Annotated in this window: 14 protein-coding genes; 13 read left to right on the plus strand and 1 reads right to left on the minus strand. The window is 44.2% G+C overall.

Going from position 1 to position 19890, the window contains the following annotated elements:
- Nucleotides 1–22: 22 nt before the first annotated feature.
- From NST47_RS19565 to NST47_RS19585, 5 genes are all read left to right on the plus strand, one after another.
- The gene (locus tag NST47_RS19565; protein ID WP_341156616.1) at nucleotides 23–1522 is read left to right on the plus strand and encodes a hypothetical protein; all 1500 of its coding nucleotides are present in this window, start codon (nucleotides 23–25) and stop codon (nucleotides 1520–1522) included.
- A 39-nt stretch (nucleotides 1523–1561) separates the two neighbouring features.
- Nucleotides 1562–3064 (plus strand): sulfatase-like hydrolase/transferase, encoded by a 1503-nt coding sequence (locus NST47_RS19570; protein WP_341156617.1) that lies wholly within the window; start codon nucleotides 1562–1564, stop codon nucleotides 3062–3064.
- A gap of 35 nt (nucleotides 3065–3099) precedes the next feature.
- On the plus strand, nucleotides 3100–4008 hold the full coding sequence (locus NST47_RS19575; RefSeq protein WP_341156618.1) for an ABC transporter permease: 909 nt from the start codon (nucleotides 3100–3102) through the stop codon (nucleotides 4006–4008).
- A gap of 12 nt (nucleotides 4009–4020) precedes the next feature.
- Nucleotides 4021–4890 (plus strand): carbohydrate ABC transporter permease, encoded by an 870-nt coding sequence (locus NST47_RS19580; protein WP_341156619.1) that lies wholly within the window; start codon nucleotides 4021–4023, stop codon nucleotides 4888–4890.
- Between the two features lie 73 nt (nucleotides 4891–4963).
- Complete coding sequence (locus tag NST47_RS19585; RefSeq protein ID WP_341159704.1) at nucleotides 4964–5737, plus strand: glycerophosphodiester phosphodiesterase; 774 nt, start codon at nucleotides 4964–4966, stop codon at nucleotides 5735–5737.
- A 178-nt stretch (nucleotides 5738–5915) separates the two neighbouring features.
- On the opposite strand, the gene NST47_RS19590 is transcribed toward NST47_RS19585, so the two are convergent.
- Entirely contained in the window at nucleotides 5916–8162 is a 2247-nt protein-coding gene (locus NST47_RS19590; protein WP_341156620.1) for an FAD-dependent oxidoreductase, read from the minus strand.
- Nucleotides 8163–8613: 451 nt separating this feature from the next.
- Here NST47_RS19590 and NST47_RS19595 point away from each other — a divergent pair, with 451 nt between their 5' ends.
- The 8 genes from NST47_RS19595 (at nucleotide 8614) to NST47_RS19630 (ending at nucleotide 19547) form a co-directional block, all read left to right on the plus strand.
- Nucleotides 8614–10428, plus strand: a complete 1815-nt coding sequence (locus tag NST47_RS19595) for a sensor histidine kinase (RefSeq protein WP_341156621.1) — start codon at nucleotides 8614–8616, stop codon at nucleotides 10426–10428.
- A gap of 4 nt (nucleotides 10429–10432) precedes the next feature.
- The gene (locus NST47_RS19600) at nucleotides 10433–11887 is read left to right on the plus strand and encodes a response regulator (RefSeq protein ID WP_341156622.1); all 1455 of its coding nucleotides are present in this window, start codon (nucleotides 10433–10435) and stop codon (nucleotides 11885–11887) included.
- A gap of 120 nt (nucleotides 11888–12007) precedes the next feature.
- The gene (locus tag NST47_RS19605) at nucleotides 12008–13318 is read left to right on the plus strand and encodes an ABC transporter substrate-binding protein (RefSeq protein ID WP_341156623.1); all 1311 of its coding nucleotides are present in this window, start codon (nucleotides 12008–12010) and stop codon (nucleotides 13316–13318) included.
- Nucleotides 13319–13440: 122 nt separating this feature from the next.
- Nucleotides 13441–14322, plus strand: a complete 882-nt coding sequence (locus tag NST47_RS19610; protein ID WP_341156624.1) for a carbohydrate ABC transporter permease — start codon at nucleotides 13441–13443, stop codon at nucleotides 14320–14322.
- A gap of 10 nt (nucleotides 14323–14332) precedes the next feature.
- Nucleotides 14333–15151, plus strand: a complete 819-nt coding sequence (locus NST47_RS19615) for a carbohydrate ABC transporter permease (protein ID WP_341156625.1) — start codon at nucleotides 14333–14335, stop codon at nucleotides 15149–15151.
- A 43-nt stretch (nucleotides 15152–15194) separates the two neighbouring features.
- Entirely contained in the window at nucleotides 15195–17441 is a 2247-nt protein-coding gene (locus NST47_RS19620; RefSeq protein WP_341156626.1) for an FAD-dependent oxidoreductase, read from the plus strand.
- A 95-nt stretch (nucleotides 17442–17536) separates the two neighbouring features.
- Nucleotides 17537–18457, plus strand: coding sequence for a ribokinase (rbsK, locus tag NST47_RS19625; RefSeq protein WP_341156627.1), 921 nt, complete (start codon nucleotides 17537–17539; stop codon nucleotides 18455–18457).
- Nucleotides 18458–18473: 16 nt separating this feature from the next.
- A complete protein-coding gene (locus tag NST47_RS19630) occupies nucleotides 18474–19547 on the plus strand; it encodes an NAD(P)-dependent alcohol dehydrogenase (RefSeq protein ID WP_341156628.1) in 1074 nt (357 codons plus the stop codon).
- Nucleotides 19548–19890 lie beyond the last annotated feature (343 nt).

The raw sequence follows: 19890 nt of genomic DNA on the forward strand, positions 1-19890 counted from the left end.
ACTAATAGCGAGGTTGAATTGGATGAAAAATAAATCCGTTTGCTCGATATTTGCCGTACTGGCAATATTAACTGGCTCGTTAAGCGCATGCTCTCCAGTTCCAACCCAGGAAGCAGCTGATAAACCCACAGCAACTACGGGGGAAGAACCGAAACCAACTCTCAAATGGCTGGTCAGTTCCAGCTTCTATGATCTTGAGGCAGATGCGGGTGCCAAAATTACCCGGGAAGTCAGCGGCTATAACATCGAATTTCAGGTCATCTCCGGCGTTGAGCAGCTCATGCTTATTATTTCATCCGGTGAGCCTTATGACTATGTATATTTGAGTCCCGCCAATTACAATCTGATGATGAATAATAATGCTCTCATGGACATCACGGAACCGCTTGACAAGTACGGGGGTAATATCAAGAAAGCGATAACAACACTCTGGCCAGCAACTACCGTGAATGGAAAAATTTATGCTATCCCTTCTACGATAGCTCAACCTGGGTCACTGTTGAACTCGATCGTTGCCAGAGGTGACCTATTAGATACTGCAGGGATTAAGGTCCCGACTACAATTGATGGTTTTTATGAGACCTTGGTTGCGATTAAGAAAGCTTACCCGAAGATGATTCCTCTAACTACGGATGCTAAGTCGGGCTATGGCGGCTATTTTGTACCCAATCTTGCTGGCGCATTTGGTATCACGGGAACATGGCAGGATGTTAAAGGCACGATTACACCCATCATCAAGCATCCCAACCTGAAAGCGTACCTTGAGTATATGGCTAAGCTTTACAAAGAAGGCTTGTTGGATGTTGAAATGCCTGCGTTGAGCAGCAAAGATAAGGTTGCCAAATGGACTTCCGGTAAATCCGTGATGATGGTAAACGGCTGGAACGGTATTGAAACGGCTATTGGTGCGCTTCGTGAGCTTGAACCTAATATGAAAACAGCCGTTCTCCCTATAATGATTGGTAAAGATGGCACCCAGGTAGCTGAGAAGAGAAGCGGCGTTGGTGCTTTTGGCGCTATACCTGTCACCTCCAAGCATCCGGTCGACTCTATTAAAGCTCTCAATTCTATCATCGAAATGAACAATTTCACACGTATCGCTTTGGGTGATGAGGGTACACACTTTTCAATGAATAGTGATGGCAGCTATAAGCTTATTCAACCCGCTTTCAATAATGAGCGTGTAAACTCTAACGTATTTGTTTCCGGCTTCTACCGTGAAGATGTTTACCCGAAAATGTGGGAAGCACGTTTGTCCAAAAACGCTGATTTGGAAACGACCTTCAATGCCTTTAAAGCTTCTATTGCCAAAATCGGTGTTGATAATCCGGTGAGCCTGGCACCAGCAGTGACGGTAGTTGACAACATGCAAGCACTCGATACCTATGTGATGGACGCATTAAACGGTATCGTAGCTGGTGTAACTCCGGTGGACCAGCTCGATAAGGTTATTGCGTATTGGGACTCCAACGGCGGTACGAAAATTGAGAAATTTTATAATGAATGGCGTGGCAAAAAGTAATTGTTCATGGATGTATGATGAAATGGAGGAAGCTTTAACATGGCAAGCAAGGATAGAAACAAGCCGAACATCGTATTCGTTCTAACGGATGATCAGGGTTATTGGGCGATGGGATGTGCAGGGAATAGTGAAATCAGAACGCCGAATATGGATGCCCTTGCGAGTAAAGGGGTGCGCTTCGATAGCTTCTTTTGCACATCTCCTGTATGCTCCCCTTCGCGTGCTTCGCTAATGACTGGAAAAATGCCATCCACCCACGGAGTTCAGGATTGGATTAAAGTCGGTAATATGGCTTATGAAGGTGCAGTGTATGAATATATCAAAGAACATAAGGCTTATACAGACTATTTATCGGAAAATGGCTATGTATGTGCGATAACAGGCAAATGGAACTTGGGTGATAGCCTAAAACCACAGAAGGGCTTTACACACTGGTTTGTGCACAGAGCGTCAGGTTCGCCATACCACAACATTCCTATGGTAAAAGACGGTGAGATTGTTGTCAGAGAAGGATATTTGACGGATGTCATAACGGATGATGCTCTGGATTTCTTGGATGAGCAAAGCGATAAGGATACCCCCTTTTATTTAAGCGTGCATTATACGGCTCCGCATAGCCCTTATGTTGACCAGCATCCTGAGGAGCTCGTGGCCTCTTATGATGATTGCAAGTTCGAAAGCTGCCCTCAGGAGCCTGCGCACGAGTGGGGCGAGGAATACCCTATAACATTACAATACAGTGATTCCCTCGCATCATCAGAAAGAGCGCGCCCCATAGATGTGAGAGAGCATCTAAAGGGTTATTTCGCAGCTGTAACGGCAGTAGATATGAGCCTTGGCAAGATAATGGATAAACTTGAGGAGCTTAATCTTACCGAAAATACACTGGTTATCTTATCCGGCGACAACGGCTTTAATTGTGGCCATCATGGCATATGGGGGAAGGGTAATTCTACAAACCCGCATAATCTGTATGATACATCCGTAAAGGTTCCCGCGATATTCAGCCAACCGGGCAGAATACAGCAAGGAGTCGTCAGCAGCGCGCTTGTGAGCGGATATGATTTCATGCCTACTATACTGGAGTACGCCGGGATTGATTTCACCCCTGAGGAAAAAATGCCTGGGCGGAGCTTCGTTCCTATTCTGCATGGAGAATCTTATGATTACGAGGAACCCATTGTTGTATATGATGAGCTGGGCGCAGCGCGGATGATACGTACGAAAGAATGGAAATACATTCATCGCTATCCATTAGGTCCTTGCGAACTCTATGATTTAGTCAATGATCCGGGGGAAAGATACAATTTGGTTAAAGCACCAAACGCACAGCTCGGTACACTCAATCAAGAAGATTTGATTGCCAGTCTTAAATATGAGATGGAGCTGTGGTTCAACAAATACTCAGACCCTGATAAAGACGGTCGCGTTTCAGGTGTGACAGGCAGGGGACAGATTAACTATGTTGGCCTACAGGCAAAAGGCAGACCTTCATTTAGTCCTCAGGAAAAAATGAAAACCATTTTGCCACATGAAAGGTAGTATGACCATTGATTGCACATGTGAAGGGTACGAAGGTGAAACGTAATAAAACAGTTGGGTACTTGACTAAGAATTACGAGTGGTATTTATTTCTTATACCGGGTCTTGTGTTTTTGTTTCTGTTCGACATTATGCCCATGGCAAATATAACGATTGCCTTCAAAAACATTAAGGGTGTTGTGAATCTAAGCACCAGCCCTTGGGTTGGGCTTGACCATTTCTATCGTATGTTTGCGGATGAGGCATTCTTTAGAGTAGTAAGGAACACTTTAATTATAAGCCTGTACAAAATGATTTTCATACTGCCCTTGCCCTTGATGCTAGCGATATTACTCAATGAAGTGAGAATAATGGCCGTTAAAAAAGTTGTGCAGACTTTCATTTATATTCCCCATTTTTTCACATGGGTTGTGGTGTACAGCGTGTTCTACATCGTTTTTGGATCCGGAGGTGCTGTAAACACCATTATCACATCTTTGGGTGGAGATCCTGTCCTGTTTTTTTTGAAGGGGAGTTGGTTTCGGTTTTTGCTTGTCATTTCTGATGCCTGGCATTCAGTAGGGTGGGGGACCATCATGTACCTTGCGGCGATAAGTGCCATTAATAGCGAGGTCTACGAGGCAGCCATTGTGGATGGCGCCAATAAGTTCAAACAGATGTTGCATATCACGCTGCCATGCCTGTTACCCACATTTGTATTAATGGTCTCGATAAATTTGGGGCACATCATGACGTCTGGTTTTGGACAGGTATTGGTATTCTACAATTCCACCGTTTATAGTGTAGGTGATATAATTAGCACCTATGTGTATCGTACAGGTCTTGGCCAAGCGAATTTTAGCTACGCAACTGCCGTTGGCTTGTTTAATTCAGTGATTGGATTCATTCTTGTCATACTGTCGAACTGGCTTGCTAAAGTGACGACTGGTAAATCTGTTTGGTAAGGAGAAGCGAACTTGAAACTTTCAAGAGGTGAAAAGTTTTTTCAGGTAGTCAACTACATGCTGGTTATTGGTTGCGCCCTTGTTTGCCTGCTGCCTATCATGAATATATTTGCGAGGTCATTAAGTGGTATAAGCGCTGTAGCTGGCGGTAAGGTTTGGATATGGCCTGTTGATTTCCACATTGGGGGCTGGAAATATATTATTTATCGGACGAATTTCCTGACCTCACTAAAGAATTCATTTTTCATAACGATTGTGGGTACGTTTATTGCGGTTGTGACTACAATCCTGACAGCCTATACCTTATCCAAACCACATGTTAAAGGCAGGACATTTTTTGCTTACCTTTATGTGACCTTCATGATATTTAATGCGGGTATCGTACCGAATTATTTCTTGCTCAAAAGCTATGGACTACTGAATAGCATATGGGTCCTAATATTACCCGCCGTAGTGAATCCTTTTTATATGTTCGTATTGAAAACCTCATTTGAAAATATACCGGCATCTCTCGAAGAGGCGGCAAAGATCGATGGAGCGTCCAACACGCGTACCCTTATTTCCGTAGTGATTCCTGTTTCGCAGGCGGCGATTGCGACCATCATTGTTTTCTATTCAGTAAACTACTGGAATAGGTATGCGGATGCATTAATGTATATAACAAAGGACAATTTAAAACCCGTGACTTTGTTTCTGTATGAGATGATCAAGAAGTCAGGAACAGCGGAAGGTTTGGGTGAGGTAGAGCTTGCAGCAACCGTATCGCCTGATATTATGACTGCATCCGCCGTTGTTCTGACGGTCTTGCCTATCTTGTTTGTATATCCATTTATGCAAAAATATTTTGTGAAGGGTGTCATGGTGGGATCTGTAAAAGGTTAATATTATAAGTTATTTAGTTTATCACAGTAGAGGTTCAGTACAATCTAGCTGGGAGATGACTTGATTGGTTAATATGGAACGGATTCAAGGCAACTCTGACTATAATAATCCTATTTTTAACACCCCCAACAGCGTTACTAAGCCCAAATTTATTGCTCATCGAGGATACACGCCGCTTGCTCCAGAAAATTCAATTCCGGCATTTGAAGCTGCTGGTAAATTAGGGTATTGGGCAATCGAAACAGATGTATATAAAACCGTAGATGATGTTCTTGTATGCTGTCATGATTCCACGATTGATCGGACATTCAATGGTACAGGTAGTATTTCAAGTATGACTTATGAGCAATTAATGCAATGTACCATGGACACAGGCAATCAGATTGCCGATTACACAGCCGAGCAATTAAAAATACCCACCTTCAAACAATACTTGAAGATATGCAGATATTATGGTTGTGTTCCGTTCATTGAGATCAAAACTGATATTGCTGAGCATTTGGTTCCTGTTCTAAGAGAATACGGGTTGGAGCCCCATTCGGTTATTTCAAGCAGCTCCTTCAGCCATATAGCCAAGGTTAGGGATTACTCCCATCAAATATTCGTACATCATATTTTTAGCAGCATGGAAAAGTTGGAAGAAGTCGCTGGTCTAGGCAATGCAGGTTTAGCATTGAACTACACAGATATGGCATTGGTGTCTGAAGCCGATATCAAATTGCTGCATGCAAGGGGATTAAAGGTTTGTTTTCGGGCAGGAGATACAGAAGAACAGGCACAGGCTATGATTGATATAGGTGCAGATTATTTACCCACAAACACCATGTATCGTTTAACCGTAGAATAATAGTTCGCAATTACAACCAAGTAGGATGATATCGAGAGCAGTTTCATTGAATAAATGTATGGCCCAACGGAACTACCAAGCAACTACCAAGAAGCACAACAGCCAAGCGCAAGACAAGAATAAGGCAACCCTATAATCAGGGCTGCCTTATTCTTGTCTACTATTCACTTTTATTCGATTAACGGACGCGGATCTCGACTACCTCAGCCATTAATGTCCCATTGGTTTGTTCCACCACGAGTCTTAACTGATCGGTGTCCACCGCTTGCTCCAGGATGTGCGTTCTTTTGCGCTGCCTGTTGTCTTTCACTTCCAACAGAACGTTCCACTCCCCAGCTTCAAATACTTCCAGACGATAATCCTTGACCAACTCTGGTATGATATCAAACGGAGTGCGATGATGATGCAAATTAATCAGATCCTCATTTACATCGTCATTAAATGTAATATGGATTTCATTAAATTTCACGCTTTGGTTCCAATTCAATGCGACCCATTGCTCCGCTTCAATAGGCTCTGAAAGCCACATATGTGGCCCACCGTAAGGGCGTTGGTAGCCATCAATGATTTTATCAGGAGCAAAGGCCTCGGATTCATTCATTAACCGGAAGCAAAACGGTTTGCGAACTACACGTTTCATATTCCATTTGACAACGAGTTGATCTTGGTTGAGCGACTCCATGCCACGAGCTACATTCAGGCTCTTCTCATTAACGAATGAAAGGATACCGCTCATCGGCGTATGGGACAAATGCAGCGTTACATGCGGATTTTCCTTAATTACCACAAAGGCATTCTGAGCTTGATCCGGGCTCCATGGGAGGTTGAATTCAACCCACTGCTGAATTCCCTTTGTTATGGTTTGGACATCCTGCACCTGAAGCTTGTGGGGAATGTAATTCTCAGCCAGTCCTGTATTCCATACTTCGACCTCAACTGTGGTATCAGCAGAAGAATCCAGTAAAATTTGGATCTTGTCGATCCGCGGGTCAACAGGCAGCAAGAAGGCTACATCGGAACTAAGCTCAAATGGCTCATCCGCCTGCTCTACAGCAATATGTTTCACATAGCTTGATGCGGTAATTGTCCCTTGAAGTGCCAAATCTGTAGAATCTTCGTTCCGAATGCCAATGACAGAAGCATCCTCCCATAGAAGGGTCTGCTGTAATTCCTTCAAATGTTTTTCATAAACTTCGCGAGGGGTTGCCTCATGAGTAACACATAGGGCAGCCGCTGTTCCCGCTGCCTGGCCCATGGTGGCGCAGGTACCCATGACTCGTGAAGATCCGAAGGCGATGTGGGTAGCGCTAATATTCCTTCCTGCAAATAAAAGGTTACTCACATTCACTGAATACAGGGAGCGATACGGAATCTGGTAAATGCCATCAGCATGGATATGTCTGGATGTATATCCAGAGGCATACATGCCTTCAGGTGCATGAAGATCGATAGACCAACCGCCATAGGTGACACTATCGGCAAATTGCGTTTGCTGCTCAATATCGTTCTGGTTCAGCACATAATCGCCGATAAATCTACGGTATTCCCGTTTTCCCGGTGTGCTTCCTACCCATTCCAGTGTCATATTGTCAGCATCAAACTTACCTGAGTTTTTGATGTAATCCCATATCCCATAAATGACAGACCATAATTCATCACGTACCCGCTCATTATCATGCAGGGTATCGATATCCTCTTCTCCGCCCCACTCAATCCACCAATAATGGCAGCCGGAATCTCCGCTTTTCAACACTCTTTTCAAAGGGATAGGGGTTTGGGTAATATCCTTGGTAAACTTGGGAGCGACAAATTTGACGGGGATACCGGCATCCTTTGTATAAAACAGCAGTGTACTCCCCAAAGTAATGTTATCCCCAACCTCGGGAGCCCATGATTCATTATATTGGTGCTGTGCTTCACGTCCAACTTGATATTTGGCTCCAGCCAAGAAACCTATGAGCCCATCACCTGTACAATCAAGAAAGACAGGGCTTTCAAAGCGAATTTTACGTTCAGAACCCATCATCCAGCCTGTAACCGTTTTAATAGATCGGTTCGTTTCTTCACCCTCTGCTTCAATCTCATGCACATCCGTGTTCAAAAACAAAGTAATGTTCGGCTCATCACGAACCTTTTCCAATACGATAAGGTCCCAATAATACGGGTTGCCCTCGGGGTTTGTATATTGATTTTCCACAAACATTTCACCTAAAATTCCGGTCTCCCTGGCGAAGCGGTTGACGCCATGACCCGTTGCTCCAACAACCCATACCCGCATCTCGCTGCTTGAATTGCCCCCCAAAACCGGGCGATTTTGAATAAGAGACACTTTTTTGCCTAATCGTGCTGCTGCGACAGCAGCACATACTCCCGAAAGCCCACCGCCTACAACTGTAATATCTGACTGTACATGTTCAAATTTCATTGATATCGACTCCTTATTGTAAGTTAAAGTTGAATCTGTGTTTTGGCCGCACTCCCCTCAAAGATTTGGAACCCCATCCAGCTGCTGCTTTCTAAATGGGTGTTGTCTTGTTACAAAATATCATATCGAATACTATTCATACATGGATTAATCAGGTTCATATGAATTATTTCATGGTCATCCTTGAGGTTTGCTAGCATTCAAAAGAAACTGAGAAATTAAGTTATTTCTGGGCTTTTATTCATTTAAATTCTGTAAGCAAGCCTCGATTATTTATACTATAATTGGAGAAGATCTAACCGGATGCAGACAGCACCCGCATGAAATGTCGATCGTTTACAATCATTTCCTATTCTTATGCTCTGCCTGGAAATCTGTGATTTGTTCTATATATCTAATTGAATTATGAATATTAATTTATACGGAGAAGCTATAAAATAGACTCTAATAAATGGACAAACCGATAGAGTCGTTACAACTTAATTTGTGCACATACTACTTAGGAGGGATTTTTCTGGCTAGATTATGGCCGGCTTCACTTAAAAACAAACTATTTGTCGCGTTTATCTTATGTATTTTCATTCCATTGTCTGTCGGCTTCTTCTATATATTTAGTGAGATTGAGGCAACGCTGCAGGACAAGATCATAGAGAAGAGTACTTTGAATCTGAAAATGACCCGTAAAAGCTTTGACGATGTGCTCAGTATATTGACCAAAGCGTTTTATATCGTAGAGAAAGATCCGACCATCGCTGCCCAATTGCAGGACCCATCCCAATATTCCGATTTTAAACGAACCAGGGTTATAGAAGACAAGTTGGTTTCTTTGGACGACTCGCTTTTTTTATATCATTCCCCTCAAGTTTATTTCACTGTGGCCGACTTTAAGGGCAATATGTATGTATCTTACATGCCCAAGCTGGCTTTGAATTACGATAATTTTCTGCGGGATTACAGGCTGACTAACAAACCCAGCTTTATTCCCCACCAGTGGATAACCGCTGACAATAATTACGTCTCTATGGACAGGACGAATAGCCCCAACCTGTTAACGCTGCTCGGTGTGTTGTTGGACAACAACAACCGTCCGATCGGCTATGCACGGCTAAGCTTGGATTATCATTACTGGTTTCACTCGACAATTCAGAATGCGGATTCTCAGATCTATAGCATCATAGAGCGAACAGGTAAAACGGTCGTAAGCTCCTCTTCCGATTTCAAGCTGTCTCCATCGGTTATCGAGTCTTTACAAGGAGTGGTGGATCCTGAAGGCTTTTTCATTGATCGGGCATCATCAACCATAGTGCTTTATAATTACATTCCCTCCTTAGATTGGTATTTGATCAACTACATGTCACTTGATTTGCTTTTAAACGAAATATATAAAATGAAACAAAGGTATTTTGTTATTTTCTGTGTGTTTACAGTTTTATTTACGTTGATAACATTTTTGATAGCTTCTTCCATTACAAGGCCGCTCCATCAGTTAAATAAAAAGATGGTCAAGGTTGTCAACCATCGTCTTGAGATTCCATTGACGGAGACACAACGACGCGGCGAAATTCAAGAATTAACACGCACCTTTAACCAGATGATCCGAGACATGAAAGGTATGCTGCAGCAGATCAAAATGGAACAGCTTCAAAAGGAGGCCGTACGTTTCCAAATGCTGCTGTCGCAAATGAATCCCCACTTTCTGTTCAATACGTTGAATACGATCAAATTTATCGCCCTGCGAAAAAAGGATGAGGAAATTTCCGATATTTGCATATCACTCGGAAAGCTGCTCGAAACCAGTCTTAATTCGGAAATTGAACTGATTCATTTAAAAAAGGAGATCGAGCTACTGCAGGATTACGTCCATATCCAGCAATTTCGCTATAAATTTGTTTGCGATATCCGTTATGAATACAGTGCTGAATATGATTATGCGTTGGTGCCCAAGTTGAGCTTGCAGCCTTTAATTGAAAATGCGATTTATCATGGTTTCTATAATATGAAAGAAGCAGCGCAAATTATCATTCGCGTTCATGCCGATGCCATGAAGCTGACCATTGAGGTTGAAGATAACGGACGTGGCTTGCATGCAGCTCCTGCACCGACGAATAATTTGAAAAAGGGAATAGGACTTTCGAATTTACGAGAGCGCTTACAGATTTTGTTCAAGCAAGAGGCAGAGCTTTTATTAATTCCAATGGACAAAGGAACAAGAATAATGATGAAGTTCCCGCTGTTGGTGTCCAATCCATTTGAAAAGGAAGTGTAAATCGATGTGGACGGTATTGCTGGTAGAGGATGAATTGTTCATGAGGGAGTCCATTCGCGAAATTATTGCTTGGGAGCAATTTCATTTTACACTGATCGGAGAAGCCGGGGATGGGAAGGAAGCGTTGGAAATCATTGAAGCGAGCAATCCCGATCTAGTCATTACGGATATAGTTATGCCTGAGATGGATGGGCTGGAATTGTTAAAAACAGCGAGACAGCGTGGCTACGACTGTAAGTTTATTATGCTGACCTGTTTAAATGAATTCCACTATGCAAGAGAGGCGTTGGAATTTGGTGCCTCCAATTATATTTTAAAGCTTTCCATGAGTGTAAATTCGTTGCAGGAATCGCTGCTGAAAGTGCGGAAGGAATTGGAAAAGAATTCCCAATACAATGATTACGAGATTTCGAGGTACTACCTTGCGTGTTGGGAAAATATGTTTACCTCCAAACAATCCATGGAGACAGAAATTTCTTTAGTTCCTCCGGTGAGAGAACTATACCGGCAGCATTTAGTTATGGTTTGTATACTTCATGGCCAAAGGAACTACACTGAAGCAGATTTTCTCTCTCTGAAGCTGTTGGAGCACCCACAGCGGTGTGTGACTCACTTGTACACCCAGCATGGGTTAACTACAGCATTTTGCTGGTCATCTGAACCGATTTTGATCCAAAATAATGCCGCAGAGGTCGCTGAGAAAGGATTGCTTAAGCTAGTCTCGGCGAATTCTCGTGGCGATCGGATTCTTGAGCTTTGGTTGGAGCTTCTGGAGCAGATCAATGAGTATTGGTATGATACTAAAGCTCCATGCCGAACATTTTCAACTGAATTGTATTGGGAGGAAGAGTCATTATTCTTTCAGCAGTTTGAGCAGATAAAGCTGGAAGCGTGTAAAACAATGATTGATGCACTATGGAGGAAGATGAGTAAGCAGAAGCTCGTCATGATGGAAGCCAAAGAAATGATCGTACAAATTGATAACATCTTAAGTCGTCAGGCCAGGCACCATCTAGGAAATTCAGACGATTTGTATTTGGCAACCGATTCGGAGATGCTCAAGCAGAGGTTGGTCTCGAGGCTGGAGCGTTATACGAGCCTGAGGATCACTTCTATAGACAGGCAGACTGACCATAGTGAAATCAACAAACTCAAGGAGTACATGTTGAAACACTATGACGTCCCGATTACAGTCAAATCTATGGCCAAATATGTGTCCTTAGACGAAACCTATTTAAGTAATTTATTCAAACAAAAAACCGGAGAAACACTGATCAAGTATCTTCATCGGATACGTGTGGAAAAATCGCAATATTATTTGGAGCATACGGATATACCCATATATGAATTAGCTGAGAGAGTCGGATTTATAAATGCAAACTATTATAACCGGATATTCAAACGGATGATGGGATTGACACCTTCGGAATATCGCACAAATCACAGGTCTCTACAATGACCGTATTCGCACAGAATGTGTTTTGTACTATCGATCCCTTGGATATGATTCTTCATAACAACCATGCCACTTGATATCATAAGGATGTAATCGAATCCAATAAATAGGGGGATCGTATCCATGAAATTACGAAAGTTTAACAAATTCGTGTGCTTGATAGCGGCGATGTCAACAATGGCCGCATGTTCCGGGAACACCGGAACTACGACCAAATCCGGAGCCGCTGCTCCTAAGCCTGTGCAGCTAAAATTCTGGGGGGGCGTACCGCCTGAGTCCGGACCGCAGACGGTCATCGACAACTGGAACAAGGAAAATCCGAACATTCAGGTGGAATACGTGCGGTACGTCAATGATGACCCCGGTAATTTAAAGCTTGATACTGCTTTGATGACTGGGCAAGGTGTCGATTTGTATGTCAGTTATTATGTTCCACGCCTCGAAAAGCGAGTGAAGGCGGGCAATGCACAAAACCTGAGCGAAATGAAAGATTATGATATTGACGGCAAGATCGGTGCAGATGCTAAAGATTGGAAGATAGACAATAAATATTATGCCATTCCGACCAAGAAAAACAATTACTTCATGTGGTTGAATAAAGACGCTTTTGATCAAGCAGGTATTGCCATTCCAGATCAGTGGACCTGGGAAGACGTACAAGCTCACGCCAAGAAATTAAAGCAAGGAGACCGTTGGGGATTTCTGCAAACCCTGCTTGAATTTGACTATCCGATGGATGGCTCCATCGAAGCATCAGGGGGCAACGTGAAGGCAGACGGCAGCTCAAATCTGGGAGATCCATTTGCCAAACGGTATTTGGAAATTATGTACAATATGATGCATACGGATCTAAGCACTCCGACAATGGGGGAACAGATATCCAAAAAGATGCCTGTTGAAGCCGAGTTTTTAAAAGGAAACAGTGGAATATTCTATGGAGGCGATTGGATTTTTCGTTTCGCCAACAATCTGAAGGATTATCCGCGAAAATTTAAAGTCGCTTTTGCAAGCTTTCCCAAAGTAGCTCCTGATCAGCAAAGCTTTAAAGTTATGGGGGGCGTTGGCGATGCGATCTCCATCAATTCGTCTTCGACGCACAAGGAAGAGGCTTGGAAGTTCTTGAAATGGTATGCGGATGGGGGCATGCTGCCAATGGCTGCAGGCGGTCGGGTACCGGCATCCAGCGCGGTAGACCAGAATGCTGTCCTCAAGCTGTTAACATCCGGCGCAGAGGATACCTATGATCTCGACTCTTTGAAAAAAGTATTGTTTGACACGAAAAAGGATACGTTTCAATTGAAATTGGAGCAGCAGGTCATAGATGCGCGCAAAGAAGAATACCAAAAATATTTAACTAAAGCGCAGACACTTGATGCTTCAATAGAAAGAATGATTAAACGGCATATGGATTTCCTGCAGCAGAACAAAAAATAACGAAGTAGAGGAATAAGGGGAAGCGATTGGAAGAAGTGTACGCTTATCGTTTTGTGGGTTTGACCCCGAAATGAGTCAGCACATCCATCGCTTTCCCGGACTCCCCGATGGGAGGGTACATCATGAGTCGCAGTTGGATGAAAAGGCAGCAGATGATGGGTTACATGTTCATCGCTCCGAATATGATCGGCATTATTGCTTTCTTTTTTGTACCTGCCTTGTTTTCATTGGTACTTTCTTTCACCGATTGGAACTTTGCAGGCCGCAGCGTCAACTTTATTGGAATGAAAAATTATGAGCGGTTGTTTGGGGATGAAGTATTTTATATATCTCTAAAAAATACATTGCTGTTTTTGAGCGCCGTCCCCGTATCCATTGCCTTGGCCTTTATTGTTGCCCTGGCATTAAATCGAAATGTCTATCTGAAAAATATATTGCGTGCGATGTATTTTTTACCCTATATCACAAGCGGTGTTGCGGTTGGATTTGTGTGGATGCTATTGTTTGACCCCAGCCAGGGTCCCATTAATCAATTGCTGCGTTCAATTGGGATCGCCAATCCACCAGGTTGGTTCTCAACCACGGATACGCCGATGTTCGCCTTTGACTTGATTTGGATTTGGTTTCTGCTCGGCTACAATATGATCATTTTCCTGACAGCTTTGCAGGAAATTCCGAATGAATTGCTGGAGGCTGCCAGGATGGATGGCGCTGCGCCATACCAACTGGTGCTCAAAGTGATTATGCCACTGGTCAGTCCGACGACGTTTTTTCTGCTAGTGACGGGGTTTATTACTACGATAAAAACATTTGGAATCATTGAAGCTATTACACATGGAGGACCGGGAACAAGCAGCCATATTTTATCCTTATTCATTTACAAAACCGCATTCCGTTATTACGAGATGGGTTATGCTTCCGCCATATCATGGGTGCTGTTCCTGATTATGATCCTGATTACTGTGCTTCAGTGGCTCGGGCAAAAAAGGTGGGTTCATTATTAAAAGCAGCCGATTGCAAATAAACAAAATAACCGTTACTTTGGTCATGCTGGCGCTCGGTCTAACAATGATATTCCCCTTTATGTGGATGATCAGCACCTCGTTTAAAATGCCGAATGAAGTTTTTGTATATCCCGTTCAGCTGTTTCCGACAATTCCTGTAATGGAGCACCACATTGCCGTCTGGACCGGTAAGAACAGTTTCCTGCCCTATTACTTGAATTCGTTAAAAGTATCTATCATGAGTATGGTTGGAGCTACCTTACTGTCTGCTTTTGCCGCATATGGATTTGCAAGGATCGAATTCAAAGGCAGAGACACCTTGTTTTTCCTGTATTTGACCGCGATGATGATTCCGCCACAAATCTTGTTTGTGCCTAAATTTATCATGTTCGACTGGGTGGGCATCTATAATACACATTGGTCACTTATCTTGCCGGGTTGGTTCAGCATATTTGGAGTTTTCATGATGCGGCAGTTTCTATTAGGCATTCCCAAGGATCTGACGGAAGCGGCGATGATCGATGGAGCGGGCCATTTGAAAATATTTATCCGGCTTATGCTGCCGTTGATCAAGCCTGCTCTGGCTACCTTTGCGATTATCGATTTTTCATGGAATTGGAATGACTACGAGAACGCGCTTATTTTTCTGTTAGACAAGAGTCTGTACACGATACCTCTTGGATTGCAAAATTTCATTGATGAAAATTATGTGGATTACAATTTGATGATGGCAGCCGCCAGCGCGGCGATGATTCCTATGATCATCCTGTTTTTTATCGGCCAAAAATATATTATTCAAAGCGTGACGAGCAGTGCAGTAAAAGGTTAATGACAATAATTGGGGATGTCCCCTTCGTGGAGGTGCAGGAAATTTGCGATCAGAAACAGTTCAGTCAGATATTACAGTAATAGGTGGGGGATTAGCGGGTGTATGCGCCGCAATAGCTGCAGCAAGGCTTGGCAGCAAGGTAGCGTTGGTGCAAAATCGGCCTATGTTGGGCGGTAACTCAAGTAGTGAGGTTCGTGTATGGGTATGCGGCGCGACAGGACACGGCATCAATAGATACAGCCGGGAAACAGGGATTATGGGGGAGATGTTTCTCGAGAACCAGTATACAAATCCCGAAGGCAATCCTTATTATTGGGACATTGTGGTGTTGGAAAAGGTTCGCAACGAACCGAATATTCAATTGTTTCTAAACACCGATGTCCATGAGGTTGAAATGGATACAGCTGGTGAGATGCCGCATATTCAATCCGTTACAGGCTGGATGATGGGCTCTGAGCGCAAAATCCGCTTTGAAAGCCCGGTATTTCTCGATTGCAGTGGCGACGGGTTGATTGGGTTTCTTGCAGGGGCGCAATTCCAGCTTGGCCGCGAAGCCAAGCATGAATACAACGAGGAATGGGGACAGGAGCAGGCGGACGATATACAGCTGGGCAGTACCCTGCTCTTTTATACCAAGGATGTGGGCTTCCCGGTCAAGTATGTACCGCCAGGCTTCGCCAAGGATATTACTAAGACGTCGATTCCCATGCAGCGTGTTATTCAAAGCGGGGATTCAGGCTGCTTTTATTGGTGGATCGAATATGGCGGCGAGATGGATATTTGCCATGATAACGAAATTATCCGTGATGAGCTGTCGTCGGTCATTTACGGGATTTGGGATTACATTAAAAATTCGGGAAACTATCAGGCTGATAACTTGACGCTTGAATGGGTCGGTAATTTACCGGGCAAACGGGAGTACCGCAGATTTATTGGTGATTATGTATATAACCAGAACGATATTAAGGATCAAACCATATTTGAGGATTGTGTCACCTTCGGAGGCTGGTCGATCGACATTCATGATCCGAAAGGCATGTACGGTGAAGTTGGCTCGAAGCATTTTCAGCCTGACGGCATTTACCATATCCCGTTCCGCTCACTTTATTCGGTCAATGTACCGAATATGCTGTTCGCGGGACGCAATATCAGCGCGACACATGTCGCTTTTGGTGCCACACGCGTGCAAGGTACATGCGCCACAATAGGCGAAGCAGCGGGCACGGCTGCAGCGCTTTGTGTACGTAAGGGCGTAACACCACGCGAGCTGCACCGCGCGCATCTGCAGGAGCTGCAGATGACACTGCTGCGCCAGGATGCATCGGTGATCGGGCTGTCGCTGCCAATCGAAGGGAATGTAGCGACCCTGGCCCAGATATCGGCCTCTAGCACAATGGATAAGATCGCCATCGAGGCAGCGGACGCGGAATCCCCGCTTGCCACTGATATCGGATTTACATTCCCGGTAGACCCGTCGATCTCTACGATAGAGCTGCTGATGGATGTTCACTCCTCTACTGTAGTTAAGGTAGAAGTATGGGATACGGGGCGCGGTGAGAATTACATCCCGGGTACCTTACAGATTCAGGATGAGGTTAAACTGGAGCCTGGGAAGCAGCAGTGGGTACAGTTCCAGCTGCCGTGGCATCCGGATCGGGCGCAAAATGCGTTTGTCATTATCAAGGAAAATCCTAATGCTTCGGTATATTTGTCTAAGCAGCCTGTGAGCGGTGTCCTATCTTATGTACGTGAGAAAGGATTAAATGTTGAACGAGGCATTGAAGGGCTCGATCCGAATCAGCCCGTTGTGATGTGGAATATGAAAAGTGTCCAGCGTAAAGTGGTTTGCTTTCGTGCAACGACCGCAGCGTATTCACCGGAAAAAACAATTGACGGCTATCTGCGTCCTTATAGTGGCCCGCACACATGGGTTTCACAGCCGACACGATCCGACAATACGGAATGGCTGGATTTTGTTTGGGATTCCCCTATTACCGTTCAAGAGGTGCAGTTAATCTTCAATGATGATGTCAATGAAGATTTAATCAACCTGCACCATCACAAAACACCGTATGAGATTATTCCGCAATTGGTCAAGGATTTCAGCATCCAGATTAGTAACGGCGATGGCTGGTCGGAGATCTGCAGGGTAACAGGAAATCGCCACCGGATGGTCAAATGTAGTGTGGAGCCCTGCGTTACGCAAAGACTACGGGTCGTCATCGAGAGTACCAATGGTGGAGATCGGGCCGAAGTGGCCGAAGTCAGAATTTATGAGAGCAACGGTTAAGTGAAAACAATTTTTATTTTAGACAGGTTGGTATATATGGAAAATTACGATGATATCGTTTCCTGCCGAGTCCCGAAAAGGGGAGGTCTCCAACGATGATTACGGTTGTCGGAAGTATTAATATGGATATTGTTGCTTTTGTAAATAGTTATCCTCAACACGGAGATACGGTATTTGGTGATAAGCTGGAGTTTTCTCCCGGCGGGAAGGGAGCCAATCAAGCAACGGCTTGTGCAAAGCTGGGCAAAGCGGTTACGTTAATTGGTTGTGTTGGGGAAGATCCATTCGGTGATCGCCTAATCTCAACCTTACAAAGGAACAAGGTGAATGTGGATGATGTGAAACGGTCCAAGTCCACACGAACCGGAACCGTACTCGTGACCGTTGATGAATCTGCAGCAAATACGATGCTAGTGGTACAGGGTGCCAATGAACAGTTGAACATTGGTGACATAGAGAGCTGCAGAGAAATATTCAAGAAAAGCAAAGCGCTTCTAGTCCAATTGGAAATACCGGGAGAGACCGTTATTCAGGCAATGATACTTGCGCGTGAATATGGGGTCCCTATCATTCTGGATCCTGCGCCAGCACAAGGAATAACAGCAGAAGCTCTGAAATATGCCGATATTATAATCCCTAACCGTCAGGAAACCAAATACTTAACCGGTATCGATGTTAAAGATGTTCAGTCTGCTGTTGAAGCTGCCGTTTATTTGGAAAGCATCGGTGTGGAAAAATCTATTATCAAAATGGCTGAGATGGGCTCGGTTGTCTATGTTAAAGGGCAATGGGAGCACATCGAACCGATCCGCGTTATACCTGTAGATACGGTAGCTGCGGGGGATTCGTATGCAGGAGCATTGGCTTGCGCGCTTGCCGATGGGGAGAGCCTGGTAGCTGCCGCAAAGTTTGCGAGCATGGTAAGTGCACTGAAAGTGACAAGATTTGGGGCGCAGGAAGGTATCCCCACATTGGCGGAAGTACAAGATTTCTGCGCTTCGATATCAAAAGATTAGTTGGAGGCCTCTAAGAATGAGCGAAACGATGATGAACGCAGCAGTAATGGATAAACCTTTGCAGATTGCTATTAAGAAAGTGAAGAAGCCTGTCCCTGGTCCTCATGAGGCACTGGTTAAGGTTTATTGTATCGGTGTTTGCGGTTCGGATATCCACTATTATGAGCATGGCAGGATCGGTAGATACGTGGTAGATAGCCCGATTATTTTGGGTCATGAGCTTGCAGGAGTAGTTATTCAGATTGGCGATCAGGTAACGAATATCTCCATAGGTGACCGCGTAGCGGTTGAACCGGGAGTTACCTGCGGGCGTTGCAGCTTTTGCAAGTCAGGGCGATATAACCTGTGTCCAGAGGTTGTGTTTATGGCAACTCCTCCCGTGGATGGTGCTTGGGCTGAATATGTTGCGATTCGCAGCGATTTTTTATTCAAGCTTCCTGAAGAAATGAGCTATGAGCAAGGAGCCCTCTTAGAACCACTTTCCGTCGGCTTCCATGCGATGAAAAGAGGCAAGGTGGGCCCCTCAGATCGGGTTTTAATACTAGGATTGGGTCCGATCGGTTTATTGGCCATTCAAGCAGCAAGGCTGTTTGGTGTCACAGAGATTATTGCTTCAGATGTTGTACCATTCAGACGGGAGTTTGCTCTAAAGCTTGGAGCGACGGGAGTGATTAACCCACTGGAGAGCGATGTATCCGAGCAGCTGTCGTCCCTCACGGGTGGTGAAGGCGTTGATGTTATCATTGAATCATCCGGAAATAACCAAGCGATCTCGGATACGATTCGACTGGTCAATCGCGGTGGGCGGATTGTCTTTATAGGCTTGCCTACGGCTGCGCAAATTCCTATGGATATGAATATGCTAATCGATTCGGAATTGGATGCATATGGTGTATTCCGGTATGCCAATACTTATCCTGCAGCCATACAAGCGTTGAAAAAAAGCGATATCGATTTATGCCAGACCATCACACATAAGTTTGCTCTGGATGAAATTCAGGAGGCTATCGAGCTGGTAAGAACACATAAGGATACAAGTGTAAAGGTTATGATCTATCCTGCATTACAAAATGGACTATCCGCGGATTGACCCATGTGCAGAAAAGAATAAAGCTTCATTTTGGGTGTGGTATGATCTGCGGATTTCCAGCCAGTCCCTGTCAGGTACGGTTGTGAGGAACAGACTGCCGAAGCATGTAATTAGTTAACAGTCATAAGTATTCAACATAAAATGAGAAGCCACGATTGTGCGGCTTCTCATTTTATGTTGATATCGGAATATTGATCTTATTCAGCTGCATACGTGATCCATATAATCGAGATAAGTATCAAGTTCTTGGTCCGTAAGCACTTCTACAGAACACCTGCGCCAGCAAGGGATCTTGGAAAGGTATTAACTTGTAAATGGACGTATTGCAAGTATCGTAAAAAAA

This window comes from Paenibacillus sp. FSL H8-0034, from assembly GCF_038000305.1.
Lineage (GTDB): Bacteria > Bacillota > Bacilli > Paenibacillales > NBRC-103111 > Paenibacillus_S.